This is a genomic window from Kribbella sp. NPDC058245, assembly GCF_042882005.1.
Classification (GTDB): domain Bacteria; phylum Actinomycetota; class Actinomycetes; order Propionibacteriales; family Kribbellaceae; genus Kribbella.
This window is the reverse complement of the sequence record NZ_JBHVWY010000001.1, coordinates 477,222-497,769: the sequence shown is the minus strand read 5'-3', so window position 1 is coordinate 497,769 and position 20,548 is coordinate 477,222. Positions and strand designations below refer to the sequence as shown.

Here is a 20,548-nt window from a genome sequence, read left to right as displayed (position 1 = left end):
CGGAGCGTCGCAATAGGTACGACTCATTGGTCGATTCCGAGATGCGAGCGGAGCGTCGTACCGGCGTATTCGGAGCGGAAGACGCCACGTTCACGAAGCAGGGGGACGACTCGGTCGACGAAGTCGTCGAGGCCGCCGGGGGTCAGGTGCGGGACCAGGACGAAGCCGTCAGCGGCGTTCTCCTGGACGTGGTGGTTCATCTCGGTGGCGACGGTCTCCGGGGAACCGATGAAGGTCTGCCGGTTCTGCTGGTTGATCACCGTCTGCCGCAGAGACCAGTTGTTGGCCTCGGCCGCCTCGCGCCACTCCTTGATGATCGACGCCGGGTCGTTGAACCCGGTCCGGCCCTGGGTCACGTTGGAGCCGATCACCGGGTCCTCGGCAGGCAGCGGGCCGTCCGGGTCGTACGACGACAGGTCGCGGCCCCAGATGAGTTCCGCGAGGACGATCGCGGTCGGCCCGGAGACCTGCTGCTCGCGGATGTGACGCGCCTTCTCGACCGCCTCCGCGTCGGTGTCGGCGACCACGACGGTGACCGCGGGCATGATCTTCAGCGACTCCTCGGTCCGGCCGTGCTTGGCCAGGCGGTCCTTCACGTCCTTGTAGAAGGTCTGCCCGGCCGCGAACGACCCGTGCCGGCTGAAGATCACGTCCGCGCCGGACGCCGCGAAGTCCCGGCCCTGGTCGCTGTCACCGGCCTGGATCACGACCGGCCGCCCTTGTGGTGAAGGCGGCAGGCCGAAGCGGCCCTGGATGCTGAAGTGCGCACCGTCGTCCGCAAAGGCCCCAGTGCCTTCGCGGGCGAACACACCCGCCTCCTGATCCAGTACCAGGTCGTCGTCGGACCAGGACGCCCAGAGCTTGCGGACGATCCGGAGCGATTCCTGCGCCCTGATGTAGCGGTCGGCCTTGTCGAGGTAGCCGCCGCGACGGAAGTTCTCGCCGGTGAACGCGTCCCAGGAGGTGACGACGTTCCACGCGGCGCGACCGCCGGAGAGGTGGTCGAGCGTCGCGATCCGCTTGGCGAGTTCGTACGGTTCGTTGAAGGTCGAGTTGACCGTTGCCGCGAGACCGAGGTGCGTGGTGACCGCGGCCAGTGCGCTGAGCACGGTGAGCGATTCGGGTCGGCCGACGACGTCGAGGTCGTGGATCCTCCCCTTCACCTCCCGCAGCCGGAGCCCTTCGGCGAGGAAGAAGAAGTCGAACGTCCCGCGCTCGGCCGTCGCCGCCAGATGCTTGAACGACGCGAAGTCGATCTGCGAACCGGACTCCGGATCGGCCCACACCGTCGTGTTGTTCACGCCCGGAAAGTGCGCTGCCAGGTGGATCTGCTTCGTCATCGCGCCCCCTCCGCATACCGATTCGCCGGCCGTCCCAACCCCAACCGGCTTCGCAACGTCACCACCCGCTCAGACTTGCTTGCCTGCAGCAACGGCAACAACCGATCCGCAATCGCCGGTACGTCGAGCTCCAACGAGGCCGGCCGGAAGTGCACCCCATCCACCCCGGCGCGCTGCCACTCCCGAACCAACGCAGCGAGCCCTTCAACCCCACCGATGTAGTCGAACGACCCACCCTCAGCCCGCGCCTCCGCGGCAGCCGCATCCTCATCCAGCAGTACGCCGACCGAAACCAGCACCCGAGGTCCTCCACTCCCCGCCGCCGGCTCCGCCCCATCAGAGCGGGTCGCTGCTCGCACCCGCTCCGCCAGGTTCTCCGCTCCCGGCAGGAGGACGAGCTCGGCGTCTCCTGCCGCCTCGAGCGCCTCGGGGGTGTTCACTCGGACGGCTGTCACCGGGTGACCTTGTGGTGGTCGGGGGACGATCGACGGGCCTTTGATGGTGAAGGTGGGGCTTTCGTAGTTGACGTAGTGGAGGCGATCCCGGTCGATGAAGCGGCCGGTGGGGGCGTCGCGGATGATGGCGTCGTCGTCCCAGGAATCCCACAGACGGCGGCTCACGTCGACGACGTACCGGGCCTCGCGCCAGAGGTCGGCTGCCGGAGCCGGCTCGCGGCGACCGATGACGGCGGCGGCTGCAGCGGAGGTGGAGACATCGGCGACCCAGCCGCCTCGACCGGACGACACGTAGTCGAGTGTCGCGACCGACGCCTGCACGTGGAACGGTTCGGTGTGGGTGACCGTGATGGTCGGCAGCAGGCCGATCCGGGAGGTGGCCGGGGCGATGCGCGCAGCCAGACCGAGTGCATCCAGTCGCACGCTCACGGCCCCCGCCGCGTCGACCGGAGCTTCCAAGGTGTCGACGAACGTGGCGATGTCGATCCCAGCAGCCTCCGCACGCTGTACGGCGCGTAGTGCCAACGAACCCGTGAGGATCGCGCCCGGATCAACCTCCGGCCCACGCCATGCACCGGGGTGACCGCCGGCACCGTCGATCTCGATTGCGGTGATCAGTCGACTCATGAGGCCACCTTCAGAGCGAGTGTGAGGTCCTTGGTGAACGGCAGCGGGCCGATCGACTCCGGGTCGGCGTCGACGTCGAACTGCGGTTCGAAGCCGACGGCTCGGTAGAGCGCGGAGGCTTCCGGTTGGCGCGGTCCGGTGGTGAGGTAGAGCTTGCGGTAGCCGAGATCGATCGCCGCCTGCTCCAACTCCGCGAGCACCCGGCGACCCAACCCCTGCCGCCGATGCAGATGCGAGGTCCACATCCGCTTCACCTCAGCCGTCTGATCGTCGTACCGGCGAATGGCACCGCCGGCCACCGTCTGACCGCCGTACCGGAGCAGGACGAACGCGCCGCCGCTGTCAGCGTGGAAGTCGGTCGGCGGGACCTCGGTGAGCTGCGTGTTCTCGTTCGTCCGCCCGTAGCGAGTGCTGTACTCGACCACCAGATCGGCGAGTAGCGGTGCGGCCTCCGGGTCCTCGGGCCGAGCCCGGATCACCTCGATCGCCGCAGCCTGCACCGGCGGGCTGTCGACGACCTCGCCGCCTTCGACCGCGGTCAGGAACGCTTCGGTGACCTCATACAGCGGCACCGAAGCGGTCTGATCAAGCAGTACGCCGCCACCGTCGTACAGGTTGATGTGTGACGACAGCACGAACCAGCCCTGTGTGATCGCGCCAGGGCCGAGGCTGTTCAGCACCGGCCGCAGCGCGTAGTCGATCACCAGCACGTGCGCCGGCGTCCCACCTGTTGCCAACGGCAACACTGTCTTGCCTTTCAGGGCGTACTGCGGCAGCAGGTCCAGGAAGACCTTCAGCAGACCGGCGTACGCCGCCTTGTACACCGGAGTCGTGACGACGACCGCGTCGGCCGACTCGAGGGTTTTGACTGCGGCCGCGATGCCGGGGTCGTCGGCGTCGCCGTGCAGCAACGGGCCGGCCGGGAGGTCACGGAGCACGATGGGGGTGACCTCGTGGCCGTGACTGATCAGACGCTTGGTGACGTAGTCGAGGACGGCGTCGGTCCGGGACGGTACCGACGGGCTGCTGGAGATCGTTGCGATGGTCGCCATGTTTCTCCTACTCGTGCACTACTTGACTGGAGGCTTGGGAAGGCCGGGCGGGTTGACCAATGACTTCGGGACTGCCTCGGCACTGAGGCCCCACTTGGCCAGCACCTTGGCGTAGCTGCCGTCGGCGATCGCCGCGTTCAGCGCGTCGGCCAGCGGTTTGACCAGGCCGTTGTCCTTCTTCGTGGTGATCCCGACCAGACCCTGGATCGGGTAACCGGACGACACCGTGCCGACGATCTCGGTCTGGTGCTGCGTGGCGACGTGGTACGTCGCGTTCGGGTTCGGACCGAGGTACAGGTCGATCCGGCCGGACTGCAGCGCGAGGAAGGTGTCAGCGGACTGCTGGTAGTACTTGAGGTCGGCAGGCGGACGGCCGGCGGCCGCGTTCTGCTTGTTCCACTCCAGCAGGATCGCCTCCTGGAGCGTGCCCGAACTGACGGCGACCTTCTTCCCGGAGATGTCGGCCGGGCCGGTGATCTTCAGCCCGGAACCCGCCTTCGCCTCGAACGCGTGCAGACCGAGCCGGTACGTTGCGAAGTCGTACTTCTCCTTGCGCAGTTCGGAGACGCCGATGTTGGACGCGCCGATCTGGTACTTGCCGGAGTCCAGCCCGAGGAACAGGTTCTCCCAGCTCGTCGTCTGGACGTCGGCCTGCAACCCGAGCACGCTGGCGACGAGGTACGCGATGTCGATTTCGACACCGATCGGTGTCTTGTTGTCGTCGGCGGTGAACCCCAGCGGCGGCTGCCCGCCACCCGCGGAGCCGTTGCCGACCACCAACTTGCCACTCGCCCGGATCTCGGCGGGCAACTCCGCGGCGATCGAGTCGACCTTCGCCGACGTGATGTGTTCCTGCTTCCCCGAGGTGTCGAACGACACCACGGACGCGTCCGCCTTCGGCGCTTCCGTGGGCGGGTCGGCACACGCGGCCAGCGAGAGCAGCGCCACACCGATCAGAATCTTCTTCAGCATGATCTGCCCTCAGTCCGTGATCGGCAGGCCGGGCGGATTGATCTCCGACTTCTCGACGGCCTCACTCGCGACGTTCCAGCGGTCGAGGACCTTGGCGTAGCTGCCGTCGGCGATGGCGGCGTTCAGCGCGGCCTGGTAGGCCTTGACGAGCCCGCTGTCCTTCTTCGTCGTCGCCGCGATCAGCCCCTGCAGCGTCGGTCCCGCGCCGGAGAACTTCCCGATCGACTCGGTCTCGCCCGACGTCTTGATGTGGTACGCGATCGACGGGTTCGGTCCGAAGTAGCCGTCGATCCGGCCCGAGCTCAGCGCCAGGTAGGTGTCGGTGTTCTTCTGGAAGTACTTGATCGTTGCCGCCGGCAACCCGGCCTTGATGTTCTGCTCGTTCCAGTCGACCAGGATCTTCTCCTGGTTCGTCCCGGACCCGACCGCGATCGTCTTCCCGGCGATGTCCTTGCCCGACGTCACCCGCCAGGTTCCGCCCTTCTTCGCCTCGAACGCGATGTCGTCCTTGCGGTACGTCGCGAAGTCGTACTTCTGCTTGCGCTTCTCGGTGACCGTGATGTTGGTCAGGCCGACGTCGTACTTGGCCGAGTCGAGACCGACGAACAGGTTCTCCCAGCTCGTCACCTCGATCTCCGGCTTCAGCCCGAGCTCACCGGCGAGCAGATAAGCGATGTCGATCTCGAGCCCGATCGGCGTCTTGTTGTCGTCGGCGTAGAAGCCGAGCGGCACACTGCCGCTGCCTTGGCCGCTGCCGACGATCAAGGTGCCGCGCTCGCGGACCTTCGCCGGGAGCAGCGCGGCCGCGGCGTCGTTCTTCTTCACCTCGACGCGCTTCTGGTCGGCCGAGGTGTTCACGCCACCGGTCTCGGCCGAGACGTTGGTGGTCGGGTCGGCTCCGCAGGCGGTTGCCGCGAACAACAGTCCGGCGGCGAGAGCGACGACAGTGCCTTTCAAAAGCAGGGGATTTCGCATGTGACTTTCCTCAGAGGACTTTGGAGATGAAGGCGCGGGTGCGCTCGTGGACGGGGTTGTCGAGCACCTGGTGCGGTGGGCCCGACTCGACGATCACGCCGCCGTCGATGAAGACCACCGTGTCGGCGATCTCCCGGGCGAAGCCGATCTCGTGGGTGACGACGACCATCGTGGAACCGTCGCGGGCGAGCTCCTTGATCACGTCGAGCACCTCACCGACGAGCTCCGGATCCAGTGCGCTGGTCGGTTCGTCGAACAGCAGCACCTTCGGCTTGAGCGCCAGCGCGCGAGCGATCGCGACCCGCTGCTGCTGACCGCCGGAGAGCTGCCGCGGGTACACGTCGGCCTTGTCGCCGACGCCGACCCGCTCGAGCAGTTCGCGGGCGACGGGCTCGACCTCGCTGCGCTTGCGGCGCTGCGCCGAGACCGGCGCCTCGACGACGTTCTGCAACGCGGTCAGATGCCCGAACAGGTTGAAGTTCTGGAACACGAACCCGACCTGCGACCGCTGGTGCAGGATCTCGCGCTCACGCAGCTCGTACAGCTTGTCGCCGCGGCGCTTGTAACCCATCAGCTCGCCGTCGATCCGGATCAGCCCACGATCGACCTTCTCCAGATGGTTGATCGACCGCAGCAACGTCGACTTCCCGGAACCCGACGGGCCAAGGATCACGGTGACGGTGCCGGCCCGGACCTCGAGATCCACTCCCTTGAGGACCTCGAGCTCCCCGAAGCTCTTGTGCACACCCTTGATATCGACCATGGCACTCATCGGACGACCCCCGCCAGCACACGCCGTACCCGCTGAATAGGTGTCGGGGGCAACGACCTCGCCGTACCGCGGGCGAAGTGGCGCTCGACGTAGAACTGCGCGATCGACAGCAGCGTGGTCAGGACGATGTACCACACCGTTGCGACCATCAGCAGCGGTACGACGCGGCTGTTGCGGCCGTAGATCACCTGCACCTGGTAGAAGAGCTCGGGGATCGCCATCACCGAGACGATCGACGTGCCCTTGAAGAGGCTGATCACCTCGTTGGCGCCGTTCGGCAGGATCGATCGCATCGCCTGCGGAAGGATGATCCGGAAGAACTGCCGCAGCTTCGGAATCCCCAGTGCCGCAGCGGCTTCCGTCTGACCGGCGTCGACCGAGATGATCCCGCCGCGGATGATCTCCGCCGCATACGCGGCCTGATGCAACGCCAGCCCCAGTACGGCAGCGCCGAGCGGACCGAACAGGTTGTTCGTACTGAAGTGCACGAACTCCGGCCCGAAGGGGATTCCCAGGCTCAGTTCCTGATACAGGTAAGCGATGTTGAACCAGAACAGCAGCTGCACGATCAGCGGGATCGAGCGGAACGCCCAAATGTAGCCCCAGGCAACGACCTGCAGAAACGGACTGCTGGACAGGCGCATCGTCGCCACCACGGCCCCGAGTGCGAACCCCAGCACGGTTCCGTAGACCGTCAGCTGGATGGTCACCCAGAGCGCGGAGAAGATCGTCCGGGTGGTGAAGAACTGGAAGAACGTCGGCCAATCCCAACCAGGGTTGGTGACCAGGCCGTGCACGAACATCGCGAGCAACGTCAGGACGACCGCGACCCCGACCCAGCGCCACGGATGGCGCCGGCCGATGACAGGCAGGTCGGCATCGGCCAATCCAGCAGGCGGTGGTGGATCGGCGGTGCCCTGTTCGGACGTGAGTGAAGTAGTCGACACGGAATCTCCCTGGCGGTGGGCAGGCTTACGCGAGCACGGCTGCGCCGACGTCCGACACTGGACGCCTCAGGCCGTGCGAGGGATGACTAAGGAGTACTCAGCGCCGACAGAGTGCGCTGGAGACCCGCAGCAGGTCGATGTGGAGGCGGTAGTACGGCAGTGCGCGCGTCATTCCCGTTCCCTCCGTTTGCCACTGATATCTGCGGTCTCAACCAGTATGGGACGAAGTTCAAAGATCAGTAAGTTAGTGGACAAACATCTCAATATCTGGGCGCCTTATATCGGCTCCGGAGGGCGTGCCAGGGCCAGAACCTGGGTGATCCCGGTCACGCGGTGATCGCGGCTTCCGGCACGACACGCCACGCCTGAGCGGGTACGAGGCGGAGGACGGCAGTCGCTCACCGTGACCGAATTCCGTGATCCGGTTGCAATCCGCATTTGAGGCGCCCGTGATCTCGTCGTTATGGTCGTTGAGTTGCCGAGGGAGTTCGCCCCGGCACTACCCCCACCTGACAGCGTTAGATCGCTAAGGAAGGCCATCGTGTCCTCTCACCCTGTGGCCAGACATCGGTCCAAGGCCCGTAACAAGCAACGAAGTAGCAGCCGCCGGACGCAGCTGGTCGGTCTCACCGCCGCCCTCGCCGCGACCGCGGGCACCATCGGTCTCACCGCCTCCGTGGGCGAGGCCTCCACCGCGAGCACCGGACTGAGCCCCTCACAGGCCGACGCTCTCACCGCAGCCCGTGTCGAGCGTCGTGACCTCGGCTCCCGGGACACCAGCCGGATCAGCCTGTCGCTGGCCGAGGCGAAGGCCTACCAGGACCGTGCGGCCCGGGGCGCCATGACGACCCGTCGCGCGCTGGCCCTGTCCGCCGCCAAGGCGCAGGCGGTCAAGCTCGCCGCCGCCAAGGCCAAGGCTGACGCCAAGGCGAAGGCCGTCGCACTCGCGAAGGCCGCTGCTATCGCGAAGGCGAACGCCGCGCCGAAGATCGTCCTCCCGACCACCGGCTACCACCTGACCGCGCGCTTCAACCAGGCCGGCGGTCGCTGGGCCCACAACCACACCGGCCTCGACTTCGCGACGGCGTACGGGACTCCTGTTCGTTCCGTACTGGCCGGCGAGGTCATCCAGGCCGACTTCGAAGGCGCCTACGGCCGCCAGGTGAAGGTCCGGCACGCGGACGGCACCGTGACGTCGTACAGCCACATGGCCGAGTTCGACGTCTCCGTCGGCGACTCGGTCAGCGCGGGCAGCCAGGTCGGCGCAGTCGGCATGACCGGCAACACCACCGGCCCGCACGTGCACTTCGAGGTCCTCCCCGACGGCGAGAACCCGATCAACCCCGAGCCCTGGCTCCGCGCCCACGGCCTCACCCCGTAGTTCAGCACCACTCCCCGAAGGCGTCGCGCTCCCCTGCGCGGCGCCTTCGCGCGTTCACAACAGCTTCGCTAGTACGACGTCGTCCATCGGCTGGCCCTCGACCACGAACTCCGCGGAATGAGTAGCCTCGACGACGTATCCGTGGCGCTCGTACAGCCGCCGCGCAGTCGTGTTCGAGCCGAACACGTGCAGGCTCAGCTTCCGTGCGTCCCGCCTGACCGCCTCTTCGGTCGCGGCCGTCAGCAGCGCGGACGCAGCACCCTGACCCCGCGCGGCCGGCGCCACCGCGAGCCCGTTGACAGCCAGTACGCCGGCTCCCTCGGGGAACGGGTACTTGTTCTCCAGCCGCAGATACCCCACGACGACTCCGTCGACCTCCGCGACCAGGTGCACCTCCGGCCCACTCTTGGCGAAGAAGTTGTCGCCCATCCGCTCCACCATCGACGGGAACCCGGTCGACCCGTCCCAAGACGTCTGCTCGATCTCCAGCAGCACCGCCGCGTCCCCCGCAACCGCCCACCGCACCGTCACCTCACCCATCCCCCCATCGTCACCCAGCCGGGAGGTCACCCCGGTCGATGAAAGACTCGAGCTGTGAGAACCCAGGTAGTGACCGCCGAGGATCGGGCAGCGCTGACGCGGTTCCTGAAGGAAGCAGACCTGACGCTGAGCGGTCTCGACGATCCCGGCGTCCTGGTCTGGATCGACCGCGACGAGTCCGGCGCGGTGATCGGCAGTACCGGGTTCGAGCTCAGCACCGACCAGGACCACGCGCTGATCCGAAGCGTCGCCGTACATCCGGATGCTCGCCGCGGTGGCTATGGCACCGTGCTGGCCCGGTTCGCCTTGGACGAGGCAGCCCGTCAGGGCGCGCGCTCAGCCTGGCTGTTCAGCCGCCGATCCGGCCCCTTCTGGCAACGACTCGGTTTCCAGCCCGCAGACCGCCAAGCCCTGGCCGCCGCCCTCCCGGACACCCACCAAGTCCGCCTCTTCACCCAAACCGGCCAACTCCACCGCGAAGTAGCCTGGTCCCGCCCCCTACCTACCTAACGTCCGAAGGACCGGAGAGCCCGCCTCCGAATCTTCGGACGTTACGCCTCCCTTCGCGCTAACGTCCGAAGGATCGGAGAGCCCGTCTCCGGACGTTCGGACGTTACGCCGCCCCTCGCTAACGTCCGAAGGAACGCAGTACGTGGTCGGCGTGTTTTCGGACGCTAGCAACAGCTCCCGCACAGCGTCCGAAAGACCGCAGCACGTGGTCGGCGTGTTTTCGGACGCTAGCAACAGTCGAGGAGGGGAGCGGTGGGGAGGGTGACTGTGGCGGTGAGGCCGCCGGTGGGGTTGGGGGTGAGGTCTAGGGTGCCGCGGTGGGTTTCGACGATGCGGGCGACCAGGGCGAGGCCTAGGCCGTGGCCGGCGCCGTAGCGGTCTTTGGCGAAGGGTTCTGTGAAGGTACGCACCTGGGCCGGGTCGAGGACCGGGCCGGTGTTGCGGACGATCAGGCCGCCTGGGGTGAGGGCGAGCGCGACCGTGCCGCCGGGGCCGAGGTTGTGCCGGATGGCGTTCTGGACCAGGTTCGTGACCACTTGGTGCAGGAGAATCTCGTTGCCCTCGACAACAGACTCGGCGAGAGCCACCTCCACCGTGATCCCGGCCGCGCGCGCCTCGGACGTGAGCACGGGGAGCGCCGTACGGACGATGGCGGACAGGTCGACCGGGTCGAGCTCGACCTCGCGGTTGTTCAGCGCGGCCAAGCTCAGCAGCGCCTCCACGATATCGATCCCCCGCTGGTTGGTCTCGGCCAGGCGTTTCACCAGCTCAGGCACGTCCTGATGCGAGGGATCGGCCTGGGCGACGTCGAGCATCGTCTTCATCACCGCATGAGGCGTCCGCAGCTCGTGTGAGGCGTTGGCCGCGAACCGCCGGTACTGCTCGAACGACGCCTGCAGCCGATCCAGCATCGCGTCGAACGTGTCCGACAAGTCTGTGAACTCATCGCGGATCCCGGTCAGCCCGATCCGGTGATCGAGCGCGCCGGTGGAGGCCCGCTGGGCAGCCGCGGTGATCTCCTGCAGCGGTTTGAGCATCCGCCCGGCCAGGAACCAGCCGCCGACGAGGCCGACCACCGCCAGGAAACCGATCGCGTACGCCGATAGCTTGACCGTCAGATCGAGAATCTCACCGCGCGTCGGGGCCGGCCGCTCATCCCGCGGGTTGGCAGCCATGAACGGATAGTTCGGAACGATCCGGAAGACCAGCCACAGGATGCAGGCCATCACCCCACCGGCGACGACCAGCAGCCCGGCGTAGCTCAGGGTCAGCCGCAGCCGAACCGTCAACCGCGGCCGCCAGGTCATCAACGGCGAAGTCATGATGCGCCCATCCGATAACCAACGCCCGGCACGGTGTGAATGACCCATGGATCACCGAGCCGCTTCCGGACGGCCGAGATCGTGATCCGGACCGCGTTGCTGAACGGGTCGGCGTTCTCGTCCCAGGCCTTCTCCAGCAGGGTTTCCGCGCTGATCACCCCGCCCCGTGCGGTCATCAGCACTTCCAGTACGGCGAACTGCTTCCGGGTGAGCTTCACATAGCTTCCACCCCGATAGACCTCCCGGCGAAACGGGTCGAGGCGGACACCGGCGTACTCGATCACAGTCGGCGTAGCGGCAGCAGGCCGTCGTACCAGCGCACGGAGCCGGACGATCAGCTCCCGCAGCTCGAACGGCTTGGTCAAATAGTCGTCGGCGCCGAGCTCGAACCCGGTCACCTTGTCGTCCAGGTCACCGGCCGCGGTCAGCATCAGCACCCGGCAACCGATGCCCTGCGCAACGATCTGCCGGCAGACCTCGTCACCGTTCGGGCCGGGGATGTCGCGGTCCAGCACCACCACGTCGTAGTCGTTCACCGCGACCGCCTCGAGCGCCGCGTGCCCGTCGAAGGCGAGATCGGCCGCGATCGCCTCCAGCCGCAGGCCGGCCCGGATCGCCTCGGCGAGATAGACCTCGTCCTCCACGACCAGCACCCGCATACCGACCATTGAACCAGGCCGGACGTATCGAAAACGTATGCCGAAACCTAGACGCTCCGGCAACATCGCAGCAGATGAACTGTCGGCATGATCGAAACCACACCTCGTCGCTCCACTGCCCTCACCGGGCTGGTGATCGTTGCCGCGGTCACCAGTTTCGGTCTGACCGCCTGCGCGGCCGACCAGACCGACGCCGCCGCCCCTCCCGGCACCCCACACGGCAAGTCGTCGGGTGGCGGCAAGGGACTCCCGGGCGCGGCCGACGGCAAGCTGCCGGCCGGGACCAGCGCCTTCGACACCGACCTGCCCGGGATCGGCAAGCTCGATCCCGAGCTGCGCAAGGCCGTCCAGCAGGCCGAGAAGGCGATGAAGGCCGACGGCATCCCGATGCAGGTGACCACCGGCTGGCGGAGCAAGAAGTACCAGATCGAGCTGATGGACAAGGCGATCAAGCAGTACGGCAGCCGGGAGAAGGCGAAGAAGTACGTCGCCGACCCGGACGAGTCGCACCACGTCACCGGCCACGCGGTCGACATCGGCCCGACCAACGCCGACGACTGGCTGATCCGCAAGGGCAACCGGTACGGCCTCTGCCAGACCTACTCCAACGAGATCTGGCACTTCGAACTGGTCACCACGCCCGGCGGCGACTGCCCGCCGATGACCACACCTTCCTAACGGGGTTCCGCCGGCGGATCAGCCAGTACGGCGAGCCGCCGTTGCGCCCAGGCCACGTCGTGCCAGCCACCGAGTTTCCAGCCGATCTCGCGGTAGGTGCCGATCGGCTCGAACCCAAGGGCCGTGTGCAGTCCGACGCTGGCGTCGTTCGGCAACGTCATCCCGGCAATCGCCGTCCGGTACCCGCGGGCGATCAACCGCTCGAACAACGCCTCGTAGAGCGCCCGTCCCGCTCCGGTACGGCGGCGGCCGAGCTCGAGGTAGACGCTCACCTCACAGGACCACCGGTACGCCGCTCGGGCCTTCATCGGGCCGGCGTACGCATACCCGGTCACACGGCCGGCGTCCTCGATCACCAGCCAGGCATGGGTTTTCTGGGCCTGCTCGATCCGGACCGCCATCTCCGCGGCCGTCGGCGGCTCGATCTCGAAGGTGATCGTGGTGTCGGTGACATAGGGCGCGTAGATCGCCGCACAGGCCGCGGCATCCTCGGGGCCGGCATCTCTGATCATGTGACGATAGTAGCCATAAGTGCCGCTATAGTGGCAAGCGTGGATCTCTCCGACTCGCTCGCCGCGACCGTGCAGGCCGCCCGGATCGCCCAGGACCTGTCCGTCAACGCGCTCGCCGAACGCTCCGGCGTCTCCCGCGCGATGATCGGCAAGATCGAGCGCGGCGAGGCCCAGCCGACGGCGATCCTGCTCGGCCGGCTCTCCGGCGCCCTCGGGATGACGCTGTCGGAGCTCGTCGCCCGAGCCGAGAACACCGGCGACCTGCTTCGCCGTGCAGCGGACCAGCCGATCTGGACAGACCCGGTCACCGGCTACCAGCGCCGCGCCTTGTCCCCCGTGACCGACGGCCCGCTCGAGCTGGTCGAGGTCGAGCTGCCGCCGGGCGCCTCGGTCTCCTATCCGGCCGACGCGTACATCTTCAAGAGCCAGCAGTTGTGGATCCTCGAGGGCCGGTTGGAGTTGCACGAAGGACAGGAGGTGCACCAGCTGAACCCGGGCGATTGCCTGCAGCTGAGCGCACCATCCCCCACCACCTTCCGCAATCCGACCGACACCTCCTGTCGTTACGTCGTTGCGTTGGTCAAGCTCCGCACCTGAAACCACTTGCTCAGCGCATTGTTGAGACCCTCTTGATCGCCGCCGTCGTCCGCCGCCCAGGCGACGTACCCATCGGGCCGGATCAGCATCGCGACCTGCCTCTCACCTCGCCCGGCGACCAGGTCGACCCGGTCGCTGTCGACCTGGTACGGCGAACCCTCGAGCAGGTCGAGTAGTACGGGCCGACCCGAGCGCAGGATCTCGGCCAGCCGGACACCGTCCACTGTCAGGTCGGGGACCGAGCGGCCGATCAGCGGATGCGGACCGTCGAAGTACCGGACGTCCGCGCCGGAGATCAGGTTCGCAATGTGCTGGACGGTCGAGGGTTCAGTGAGCAGCTCGGCGAAGACCGCGCGGAGGGCAGTGACTTCGGGGCCGGGGGCAATCAAGGCGGACTGCGCCTGAGTCTGCAGGACCACGCGTTCACCGACAGGCCGGCGCTCGGACTCATAGGTGTCGAGCAGCCCTTCAGGCGCCCAGCCCTGAACCTCGGCGGCCAATTTCCAGCCCAGGTTGAGAACATCCTGCAGCCCGAGATTCAGCCCCGGACCGCCCATCGCCGAGTGCACGTGCGCGGCGTCGCCGACCAGCAGTACGCGGCCCACCCGGAACCGGTCGGCGATTCGCGTGTTGCCGCCGACATTCCGCCGTACAAACTCGGACTCCTGAACCAGCGGGAGGTGAACGGCGAGCACTCGGTCGACGCTTGCCTGAAGCTCCTCGAAGCTCATCTCACTGGTGCCCGGCTCGTCCCACTCGCCGGTGCTGACCAGCGGCTCCCGACCCGGGAAGGGCGCGTAGACGAACAGGCCGTGGTCCGAGCGGTGATGCATGAACGGCCGGATCTCGCCGTACCCGGGAATCCGCAGTACGCCGGTCGCCCGGTCGAAGTACTCGGCGGGGACGCTGGCGTGGCCGAGCCGGGAGACCATCGCATCGTTGGTCACGCCGACGAAGTCGATCCCGGCGAGTTTCCGGGTCAGGCTGCGGCCACCGTCGGCGCCGACGAGGAACTTGGCGCGCAGGATGTACGGGCCCTCGGGACCACTGACCTCGACGGTGACGCCGTCGGCATCCTGGGTGAAACCGGCCAGCTCGTGACCGCGGCGGAGCTCGGCGCCGAGCTCGAGCGCACGCTCCTCCATGACCGCCTCGATCTTCGGCTGCGGCGACGGCAGGATGTAGATCGGGTTGTCCTCGATCAGCTGCAGCGGCAGACGCATCGCGGCGAAGATGTACTCCGGCCGCGGGATCGGTCCGCCCGGGTCGCCGCCGAGAGGTTCGGCGAGACCGCGGCGGTCGAGGGCACGGGCAACCTGGCCGACCAGGCCGTTGGCGCGCTGTTCGTTGCTGCGTTCGGGGAGCCGTTCGAGGACGATCGGACGGGCTCCGGCGAGGCGCAGTTCGGCGGCGAGAAGCAGTCCGTTCGGACCGGCTCCGGCGATGATGACGTCGGCATCCATGGCGGTTCTCCCTTTCTGGGCAGGACTTTTAGGCAGGACTCAGTGCCCCGGCGGGTGGCCAGGGGTTGATGAAGTGCGATTTAGGAGGGTTCGGGGAGACCGGCGGTGATCCGGTCCAGAACCTCGTGGAACAGCTCGAACATCGACCGCGGCGGATCGGCCCGCAGCCATTCGTGCGTCGCGACCAACTGCGCGGAGCCGATGACCTCGGCGACCAGTCGTGGATAGATGCCGGTGGCACCGGTCCGCTCGGCGACGATCCCGACCAGCTCCTCGGTGACCGCCGCCTGCGCACCCGCCATCGCACCTTGCAGGGCCGGCTCGGCCACCATCAGCCGGACACCGGCGAGCCAAGACTCGTCCGGCAACTGCAGGCCGCCGGAACCTTCTTCGCCGAGCGCGAAGCCGGCCGCGACCGCGGCGCGAACCGCGTCCCACAAGGGCTCGTCCGCCGGTCGCTCGCGGAGCGCTTCGTTGACCGCATGACCGCGGTCGACCTGCCGGGCCGCGATCGCCTCGGCCTTGCTGTTGAAGTAGTTGCGGAACGTGCGGAGCGAGACCCCGGCCTCGGCAGCGATGTCTTCGAGCTTCACGTTGCCGTAGCCACGCTCCACCACCAGCCGGACCGCCGCCCAGCTGAGCGCGATCCGGGTCTCCCGCTTCTTCCGCTCCCGCAGTCCCTCGGTCATGCCACTGACTCTACACAAACTTGCCCTTTAGGCAAAGATGCCTTTCAGGCAAATTTCCTGAAGGTGGCGTGTCCACGGACACCGGCGTGATTGGCTGGCCCCATGACGCTGGCCTGGGTGTTGACCCTGCTCGGGATTGTCGGGCTGCTGCTGTTCGACTACTTCTTCCACGTCCGGTCGGCGCACGTGCCGACACTGCGCGAGGCCGCGGTCTGGTCCGCCCTGTACGTCGGGATCGCGGTGCTGTTCGGAGTCGGGACACTCGTCCTGGGCGGCTCGGCGATGGGGTCGGAGTACTTCGCCGGCTACGTCACCGAGAAGGCACTCTCGGTCGACAACCTGTTCGTGTTCCTGATCATCATGACCAGCTTCCGGGTACCTCGGGAGAACCAGCAGAAGGTGCTGCTGGTCGGCATCGTGGTCTCGCTGATCGCCCGGGCCGGCTTCATCTTCCTCGGCTCCGCGCTGCTGAACTCGTTCTCCTGGGTCTTCTACCTGTTCGGCATCGTGCTGCTGATCACCGCCGGCAACATGCTGAAGCCGGAGACCGAGGAGTCGCACCAGGCGCAGAACATCGTGGTCCGGCTGGCCCGCCGGATGTTCCGGACCAGCCCCGAGTTCGACGACGACAAGCTCTTCACGATGGTGGACGGCAAGCGGCTGATGACCCCGATGCTGCTGGTCATGGTCGCCATCGGCGGGACCGACCTGATGTTCGCGCTCGACTCGATCCCGGCGATCTTCGGGCTGACACAGAACGTCTTCGTCGTCTTCACCGCGACGGCATTCAGTCTGCTCGGTCTGCGCCAGCTGTACTTCCTGCTCGACGGCCTGCTCGACCGGCTGATCTACCTGTCCTTCGGGCTGGCGGTGATCCTGGCCTTCATCGGCGCCAAGCTGATCCTGCACGCCCTGCACGAGAACAACCTGCCGTTCATCAACGACGGCGAACACATCGAGGTCGTCGAGATCAGCACCGGCCTGTCCCTGGTGGTGATCCTGGTCGTGCTGGTGCTGACCATCCTCGCGTCCCTGTTCAGTACCCGCGGGCGGACCCAGACCGCGATGGCCCACATCCGCCGGGACGCAACGGCGTACCTGGACGTGGAGTACACCGACGACCCGGGCGAGCGCGAGCGCATCTTCCTCCGCCTCCTCCGCGCCCGCGACCACATCGTCGCCCTAGGCCCAAAGGCCCGCCAGCAAGTAAAGAACGAGCCCGAGCTCCTGGCCCTCTGCCACCAGGTAGCCGAAACCCACGCCACCCTCCACGCCGGCCACACCAAGGGCTACATCCAGCCCTAACGTCCGAAAGACCGGAGGGCCCGTCTCCGGCGCTTCGGACGTTAACCACCGCGCGTCCACAGCGTCCGAAGGAACGCAGTACGTGGTCAGCGTGTTTTCGGACGTTAACGACCGCTCTTCCACAACGTCCGAAGAACCGCAGTACGTCGTCAGCGTGTCTTCGGACGTTAACCACCGCACGTCCACAACGTCCGAAGGAACGGAGAGCCCGTCTCCGCATCTTCGGACGTTAACCACCGTTCCCCCACAACGTCCGAAGGAGCGGAGGGCCCGTCTCCGGGTCTTCGGACGTTAGGGGCGGACTAGGGTGGGTGGGTGCAGCGGATCTCTACGCGGAACGCCCGGTTCCAGGTGTGGCAGTCGTATTTGGGGAATCGGAACAAGCGGCAGCGGGCCGGGGAGTTTCTCGTTCATGGGGTGCGGCCGATCTCGTTGGCTGTGGACCACGGCTGGCCGATCCGGGCGGTGATCCATGACGCCGCTCGGCCGTTGTCCACGTGGGCTCGCGAGTTGTTGACGCGGCTGCCTGGGGTTGAGCGGGTGGCGATGGAGCCGGCGTTGCTTGCTGAGCTTGGCGAGAAGGACGAGCCCGAGTTGATCGCCGTCGTGGAGATGCCGGCCGACGATCTCGACCGGATCCCGGTCGGCCCCGACTTCCTCGGCGTGGTCTTCGACCGGCCGACCGGGCCGGGGAACATCGGCTCGATCATCCGGTCCGCTGATGCCTTTGGTGCGTCCGGCCTGATCGTCACCGGGCATGCGGCCGACATCTACGACCCGAAGGCGGTTCGCGCGACCACGGGTTCGCTCTTCGCCCTGCCGGCGGTTCGAGTCCCGTCACACCGCGAGGTGATCGACTGGGTACGCCGTACCGACGTCCCGATCGTGATGGCCGGGACCGACGAGACGGGGACCGTGGATGTCTTCGACTTCGACTTCACCCAGCCCGCACTGGTCCTGATCGGCAACGAGACCAACGGGTTGAGCTCCGCCTGGAAGGACGCCGCCGACGTACTGGTCCGGATCCCGATCACCGGCGCCGCGAGTTCGCTCAACGCGGCCAACGCGGCGACCGCCGTACTGTATGAGGTTTCCCGGCAGCGTTCCCATTCCTTCAAGACCGGTACGCCGCCGCCCGCCTAACGTCGTGGGCATGCAACCTCAACCCATGATCGCCGTGCGCGATGTCGAGAAGAGCAGTGCCTGGTACGGCGAAGTCCTCGGAGCCGCGAGCGGTCACGGCGGACCGGAATACGAGCGGCTCCTGGTGGACGGCGTACTGATCCTGCAGTTGCACCGGTTGGACGTCGGTCATCACCACGGGACGATCGGCGATCCCGAGCAGGTACTGGGGAACGGCGTCGCGCTGTGGTTCGCGACCGACGACCTGGAGCCAGCGGCTGCCCGGGCGCGGGCGGCTGGGGCGACGATCCAGACCGACATTCACCACAATCCGAACGCCGGCCACGACGAACTCTGGTTGCGCGATCTGGACGACTACCTCGTCGTCCTCGCCTCTCGCTGAGTCAGGCTGTGCAGAGGATCTCGCCGTGCAGGATCGAGATCCAGCCATCCGGCCGCGCTGCCCAAGCACGCCACGCTTGGGAGATGCCTTCCAGCGTTGCCTCCGGTACGCCGGACGCGCGGGCCTGGTCGGCCATCGCCGACTGGAGGATCCGGTCGGCCCACATGCCACCCCAGAACGCGCGGCCCTCGGGGTCGGCGAAGGTCCAGTTGCTCGCGGTCGGGTCGACCTTCTCGAAGCCGGCCTCGAGCGCCCACGACAGCAGCTGGCGACCCGCGTCCGGTTCGCCGCCGTTGGCGCGCGCCAGCTGCTGGTAGAGCTCCATCCACTCGTCGAGCTCGGGGAGCCTCGGGTACCAGGCGAAGGCGCGATAGTCCGAGTCGCGGGCGGCGACAATCCCGCCCGGCTTGCAGACTCGGCGCATCTCGCGCAGCGCCTGGACCGGATCCGCGACGTGCTGCAACACCTGGTGCGCGTGGACGACGTCGTACTCATCGTCGGGGAGATCCAGCGCATGGACGTCCCCGACGACGAAGTCGATCTCGATGTCCAGGTCGGCGAAGGTCGCGCGGGTGATGGCGAGAGCTTGATCGGTGGCCTCGAGGGCGGTGGCCCGGCCGGGCTCGACCAGGCGGGCGAGGTCGGCGGTGATGGTGCCGGGACCGGCGCCGATGTCGAGGAGCGACATGCCAGGGCGCAGGTGCGGGAGGAGGTAGCCGGCGGAGTTCTCCGCGGTGCGCCAGCTGTGCGAGCGCAGTACCGATTCGTGGTGGCCGTGCGTGTACACGTTATTCATCCCAGGCTCCTTTGCCCTCGGCGACACGCCTCAGGCTACCCCTGAATCTTGCTAGATGAGACCTATCGTCTTACATAGCGATACAAGCTAGTTGCCGGGAGCAAATGCTTCTATCCCTGATGACATGCCTGATCTCTCCTATGACAGTGCGCTGCCGCTGAATCCGGTCACCGACGTCCTGGGCGAGCGCGACGGGGTGGTGCTCACCCGGTGCAGTTACGACAACGCCGAGGGCTCGCGGGTCGAGGGCTACTTGGTCTTCCCGTCCGGCGCGCTGCTGGCCGGCGACGAGCTGGCCGGGGTGATCTATCAGCATTCGACCGGCGGGCGGGAGGCGTTCCTGCCGGAGGCGATCCAGGTCGCCGAGGCCGGCGGGATCGCGTTGTCGCTGGCCATCGCGGACACCGGCGACTCGGTCCGGAATCTCCGCGAGTCGATCTTCGCGATCCGGCGCGGGGCGGACCTGCTCACGTCGTACGGCGTGGATCGGCTGGGCTGCGTCGGGCATTCGATGGGCGCGATGATGGCCGGCACGGTGAGCGGGATCGACAAGCGGTTCCGATGCTTCGTGTTCGACTCGGGGATGTCGGGGATGAGCCAGTTCTACCGGGAGACGTCGTACCCGGAGATCCGGCGGATGCGGGAGGCGATGACGCCGGCCGAGTACGAACCGCTGCTGGCGTTGATGGAGCCTTACGACTGCGTTCACTTCGTCGGGGACGCGGCACCGGCCGCCTTGTTGTTCCAGTCGGCGTGGTTCGACCAGAACGTGAGCCGGGAGAGCTGCGAGAAGTTCTTCGCGGCGGGGAGTGAACCGAAGGAGTTCCGGTGGTACGACACCGGACACGTGATCAACGAGGTGGCGGCGTACAGCGATCGGGCACGGTTCCTGGCGCAGTGGCTGGACTTGCCGGGGTTGCCGGATCGGCTCCGCGCCCGCACCTAACCATGTCCGGATGTGGCCAGACTGCGATGGGGCCTGAGGGCGAATCTTGAGGGGCTTTCAACAAACCCTTTCAGGAGGAACTTTCCATGTTGGCCAAGGTTTTCCCCATCCAGCTCAAGCCCGGCAACCAGGCGGCCGCCGAGGAGATCGTTCAGGAGTTCGCGCCGCTCGGCCCGGGTGTCGAGGAGGGCACGCTGTCGTTCCGGGTCTACCGGCACCCGGCGAACCCGGACTACCTGCTGTTCGTCGAGCACTTCGCGGACCAGGCGTCGTACGACGCGCACACCGGATCGGCGGCGTACAAGGAACTGATCGCCGGCCGGTTCGCAGATCTGATCGTGGAGTTCGTCGAGCACGACCACGAACTCCTGGTCAGCCTGTGACCACTCAGGCCGAGCAGGCCCGGGGGGGGGGGGGGGGGGCCCCACAACCAACCCCCCCCCCCCCCCCCCCCCCAGCAGACACAACCCCCCCCCCCCCCCACC

Annotated in this window: 24 protein-coding genes; 9 read left to right on the top strand and 15 right to left on the bottom strand. The window is 67.3% G+C overall.

All coding sequences use genetic code 11. From position 1 onward, the window contains the following. Positions 1-23: 23 nt before the first annotated feature. The 8 genes from ACFVWG_RS02400 to ACFVWG_RS02365 all read right to left on the bottom strand — a co-directional run bounded on the left by ACFVWG_RS02400 (position 24) and on the right by ACFVWG_RS02365 (position 7,312). Positions 24-1,340 carry an NtaA/DmoA family FMN-dependent monooxygenase gene (locus ACFVWG_RS02400; protein ID WP_391541331.1) on the bottom strand — a complete coding sequence of 439 codons (1,317 nt, stop codon included), beginning with the start codon at positions 1,338-1,340 and terminating at the stop codon, positions 24-26. After that, complete coding sequence (locus ACFVWG_RS02395; protein WP_391541330.1) at positions 1,337-2,422, bottom strand: LLM class flavin-dependent oxidoreductase; 1,086 nt, start codon at positions 2,420-2,422, stop codon at positions 1,337-1,339. The genes ACFVWG_RS02400 and ACFVWG_RS02395 overlap by 4 nt, the downstream gene beginning before the upstream one ends. Then, positions 2,419-3,474, bottom strand: a complete 1,056-nt coding sequence (gene ssuE, locus ACFVWG_RS02390) for an NADPH-dependent FMN reductase (protein ID WP_391541329.1) — start codon at positions 3,472-3,474, stop codon at positions 2,419-2,421. Before ssuE ends, ACFVWG_RS02395 begins: the two co-directional genes overlap by 4 nt. Positions 3,475-3,492: 18 nt before the next feature. Next, on the bottom strand, positions 3,493-4,446 hold the full coding sequence (locus ACFVWG_RS02385; RefSeq protein ID WP_391541328.1) for an ABC transporter substrate-binding protein: 954 nt from the start codon (positions 4,444-4,446) through the stop codon (positions 3,493-3,495). Positions 4,447-4,455: 9 nt separating this feature from the next. Further along, entirely contained in the window at positions 4,456-5,421 is a 966-nt protein-coding gene (locus ACFVWG_RS02380) for an ABC transporter substrate-binding protein (RefSeq protein WP_391541327.1), read from the bottom strand. A gap of 10 nt (positions 5,422-5,431) precedes the next feature. Continuing rightward, complete coding sequence (locus tag ACFVWG_RS02375; RefSeq protein WP_391541326.1) at positions 5,432-6,193, bottom strand: amino acid ABC transporter ATP-binding protein; 762 nt, start codon at positions 6,191-6,193, stop codon at positions 5,432-5,434. Then, positions 6,190-7,140 (bottom strand): amino acid ABC transporter permease, encoded by a 951-nt coding sequence (locus ACFVWG_RS02370; RefSeq protein ID WP_391541325.1) that lies wholly within the window; start codon positions 7,138-7,140, stop codon positions 6,190-6,192. The genes ACFVWG_RS02375 and ACFVWG_RS02370 overlap by 4 nt, the downstream gene beginning before the upstream one ends. 97 nt (positions 7,141-7,237) lie before the next feature. Further along, positions 7,238-7,312 carry a putative leader peptide gene (locus ACFVWG_RS02365; protein WP_355460830.1) on the bottom strand — a complete coding sequence of 25 codons (75 nt, stop codon included), beginning with the start codon at positions 7,310-7,312 and terminating at the stop codon, positions 7,238-7,240. A 384-nt stretch (positions 7,313-7,696) separates the two neighbouring features. Between ACFVWG_RS02365 and ACFVWG_RS02360 the strand changes: the two genes are divergently transcribed. Then, positions 7,697-8,521 carry a M23 family metallopeptidase gene (locus ACFVWG_RS02360; protein WP_391541324.1) on the top strand — a complete coding sequence of 275 codons (825 nt, stop codon included), beginning with the start codon at positions 7,697-7,699 and terminating at the stop codon, positions 8,519-8,521. Between the two features lie 54 nt (positions 8,522-8,575). Here the strand turns inward: ACFVWG_RS02360 and ACFVWG_RS02355 are convergent, their stop codons facing one another. Beyond that, complete coding sequence (locus ACFVWG_RS02355; RefSeq protein WP_391541323.1) at positions 8,576-9,061, bottom strand: GNAT family N-acetyltransferase; 486 nt, start codon at positions 9,059-9,061, stop codon at positions 8,576-8,578. Between the two features lie 54 nt (positions 9,062-9,115). Here ACFVWG_RS02355 and ACFVWG_RS02350 point away from each other — a divergent pair, with 54 nt between their 5' ends. Then, complete coding sequence (locus tag ACFVWG_RS02350) at positions 9,116-9,571, top strand: GNAT family N-acetyltransferase (RefSeq protein ID WP_391541322.1); 456 nt, start codon at positions 9,116-9,118, stop codon at positions 9,569-9,571. Positions 9,572-9,798: 227 nt separating this feature from the next. On the opposite strand, the gene ACFVWG_RS02345 is transcribed toward ACFVWG_RS02350, so the two are convergent. Together ACFVWG_RS02345 and ACFVWG_RS02340 are read right to left on the bottom strand one after the other, a co-directional pair. Continuing rightward, positions 9,799-10,893, bottom strand: a complete 1,095-nt coding sequence (locus ACFVWG_RS02345; RefSeq protein ID WP_391541321.1) for a sensor histidine kinase — start codon at positions 10,891-10,893, stop codon at positions 9,799-9,801. Next, on the bottom strand, positions 10,890-11,552 hold the full coding sequence (locus tag ACFVWG_RS02340) for a response regulator transcription factor (protein WP_391541320.1): 663 nt from the start codon (positions 11,550-11,552) through the stop codon (positions 10,890-10,892). The genes ACFVWG_RS02345 and ACFVWG_RS02340 overlap by 4 nt, the downstream gene beginning before the upstream one ends. Before the next feature lie 87 nt (positions 11,553-11,639). Between ACFVWG_RS02340 and ACFVWG_RS02335 the strand changes: the two genes are divergently transcribed. Beyond that, positions 11,640-12,230 carry a M15 family metallopeptidase gene (locus ACFVWG_RS02335; protein ID WP_391541319.1) on the top strand — a complete coding sequence of 197 codons (591 nt, stop codon included), beginning with the start codon at positions 11,640-11,642 and terminating at the stop codon, positions 12,228-12,230. Here the strand turns inward: ACFVWG_RS02335 and ACFVWG_RS02330 are convergent. Further along, positions 12,227-12,742 (bottom strand): arsinothricin resistance N-acetyltransferase ArsN1 family B, encoded by a 516-nt coding sequence (locus tag ACFVWG_RS02330; RefSeq protein WP_391541318.1) that lies wholly within the window; start codon positions 12,740-12,742, stop codon positions 12,227-12,229. The genes ACFVWG_RS02335 and ACFVWG_RS02330 overlap by 4 nt on opposite strands. Before the next feature lie 39 nt (positions 12,743-12,781). On the opposite strand from ACFVWG_RS02330, the gene ACFVWG_RS02325 reads away from it, so the two are divergent. After that, entirely contained in the window at positions 12,782-13,339 is a 558-nt protein-coding gene (locus tag ACFVWG_RS02325) for a helix-turn-helix domain-containing protein (protein WP_391541317.1), read from the top strand. Here the strand turns inward: ACFVWG_RS02325 and ACFVWG_RS02320 are convergent. After that, positions 13,306-14,802, bottom strand: a complete 1,497-nt coding sequence (locus tag ACFVWG_RS02320; RefSeq protein ID WP_391541316.1) for an FAD-dependent monooxygenase — start codon at positions 14,800-14,802, stop codon at positions 13,306-13,308. The two genes, ACFVWG_RS02325 and ACFVWG_RS02320, sit on opposite strands and share 34 nt — an antisense overlap. Positions 14,803-14,882: 80 nt before the next feature. After that, positions 14,883-15,491, bottom strand: coding sequence for a TetR/AcrR family transcriptional regulator (locus tag ACFVWG_RS02315; protein WP_391541315.1), 609 nt, complete (start codon positions 15,489-15,491; stop codon positions 14,883-14,885). A 102-nt stretch (positions 15,492-15,593) separates the two neighbouring features. Here ACFVWG_RS02315 and ACFVWG_RS02310 point away from each other — a divergent pair, with 102 nt between their 5' ends. From ACFVWG_RS02310 to ACFVWG_RS02300, 3 genes are all read left to right on the top strand, one after another. Continuing rightward, entirely contained in the window at positions 15,594-16,796 is a 1,203-nt protein-coding gene (locus ACFVWG_RS02310) for a TerC family protein (RefSeq protein WP_391541314.1), read from the top strand. Between the two features lie 315 nt (positions 16,797-17,111). Then, positions 17,112-17,939 carry a TrmH family RNA methyltransferase gene (locus ACFVWG_RS02305; protein ID WP_391541313.1) on the top strand — a complete coding sequence of 276 codons (828 nt, stop codon included), beginning with the start codon at positions 17,112-17,114 and terminating at the stop codon, positions 17,937-17,939. A gap of 25 nt (positions 17,940-17,964) precedes the next feature. Further along, on the top strand, positions 17,965-18,321 hold the full coding sequence (locus ACFVWG_RS02300; protein ID WP_391541312.1) for a VOC family protein: 357 nt from the start codon (positions 17,965-17,967) through the stop codon (positions 18,319-18,321). Position 18,322: 1 nt separating this feature from the next. Here the strand turns inward: ACFVWG_RS02300 and ACFVWG_RS02295 are convergent, their stop codons facing one another. Next, positions 18,323-19,117, bottom strand: a complete 795-nt coding sequence (locus ACFVWG_RS02295; protein ID WP_391541311.1) for a class I SAM-dependent methyltransferase — start codon at positions 19,115-19,117, stop codon at positions 18,323-18,325. A gap of 124 nt (positions 19,118-19,241) precedes the next feature. On the opposite strand from ACFVWG_RS02295, the gene ACFVWG_RS02290 reads away from it, so the two are divergent. Both ACFVWG_RS02290 and ACFVWG_RS02285 read left to right on the top strand, forming a co-directional pair. Further along, entirely contained in the window at positions 19,242-20,063 is an 822-nt protein-coding gene (locus tag ACFVWG_RS02290) for an alpha/beta hydrolase family protein (RefSeq protein ID WP_391541310.1), read from the top strand. An 86-nt stretch (positions 20,064-20,149) separates the two neighbouring features. Then, the gene (locus tag ACFVWG_RS02285) at positions 20,150-20,446 is read left to right on the top strand and encodes a putative quinol monooxygenase (RefSeq protein ID WP_391541309.1); all 297 of its coding nucleotides are present in this window, start codon (positions 20,150-20,152) and stop codon (positions 20,444-20,446) included. Positions 20,447-20,548: the final 102 nt, after the last annotated feature.

Bases quoted from the DNA above. Each gene is read 5' to 3' on its own strand.
- ACFVWG_RS02400 (WP_391541331.1), bottom strand. From the start codon at position 1,340: ATGACGAAGCAGATCCACCTGGCAGCGCACTTTCCGGGCGTGAACAAC.
- ACFVWG_RS02395 (WP_391541330.1), bottom strand. From the start codon at position 2,422: ATGAGTCGACTGATCACCGCAATCGAGATCGACGGTGCCGGCGGTCAC.
- ssuE (WP_391541329.1), bottom strand. From the start codon at position 3,474: ATGGCGACCATCGCAACGATCTCCAGCAGCCCGTCGGTACCGTCCCGG.
- ACFVWG_RS02385 (WP_391541328.1), bottom strand. From the start codon at position 4,446: ATGCTGAAGAAGATTCTGATCGGTGTGGCGCTGCTCTCGCTGGCCGCG.
- ACFVWG_RS02380 (WP_391541327.1), bottom strand. From the start codon at position 5,421: ATGCGAAATCCCCTGCTTTTGAAAGGCACTGTCGTCGCTCTCGCCGCC.
- ACFVWG_RS02375 (WP_391541326.1), bottom strand. From the start codon at position 6,193: ATGAGTGCCATGGTCGATATCAAGGGTGTGCACAAGAGCTTCGGGGAG.
- ACFVWG_RS02355 (WP_391541323.1), bottom strand. From the start codon at position 9,061: ATGGGTGAGGTGACGGTGCGGTGGGCGGTTGCGGGGGACGCGGCGGTG.
- ACFVWG_RS02345 (WP_391541321.1), bottom strand. From the start codon at position 10,893: ATGACTTCGCCGTTGATGACCTGGCGGCCGCGGTTGACGGTTCGGCTG.
- ACFVWG_RS02340 (WP_391541320.1), bottom strand. From the start codon at position 11,552: ATGCGGGTGCTGGTCGTGGAGGACGAGGTCTATCTCGCCGAGGCGATC.
- ACFVWG_RS02335 (WP_391541319.1), top strand. From the start codon at position 11,640: ATGATCGAAACCACACCTCGTCGCTCCACTGCCCTCACCGGGCTGGTG.
- ACFVWG_RS02330 (WP_391541318.1), bottom strand. From the start codon at position 12,742: ATGATCAGAGATGCCGGCCCCGAGGATGCCGCGGCCTGTGCGGCGATC.
- ACFVWG_RS02320 (WP_391541316.1), bottom strand. From the start codon at position 14,802: ATGGATGCCGACGTCATCATCGCCGGAGCCGGTCCGAACGGACTGCTT.
- ACFVWG_RS02315 (WP_391541315.1), bottom strand. From the start codon at position 15,491: ATGACCGAGGGACTGCGGGAGCGGAAGAAGCGGGAGACCCGGATCGCG.
- ACFVWG_RS02310 (WP_391541314.1), top strand. From the start codon at position 15,594: ATGACGCTGGCCTGGGTGTTGACCCTGCTCGGGATTGTCGGGCTGCTG.
- ACFVWG_RS02300 (WP_391541312.1), top strand. From the start codon at position 17,965: ATGATCGCCGTGCGCGATGTCGAGAAGAGCAGTGCCTGGTACGGCGAA.
- ACFVWG_RS02295 (WP_391541311.1), bottom strand. From the start codon at position 19,117: ATGAATAACGTGTACACGCACGGCCACCACGAATCGGTACTGCGCTCG.
- ACFVWG_RS02290 (WP_391541310.1), top strand. From the start codon at position 19,242: ATGCCTGATCTCTCCTATGACAGTGCGCTGCCGCTGAATCCGGTCACC.
- ACFVWG_RS02285 (WP_391541309.1), top strand. From the start codon at position 20,150: ATGTTGGCCAAGGTTTTCCCCATCCAGCTCAAGCCCGGCAACCAGGCG.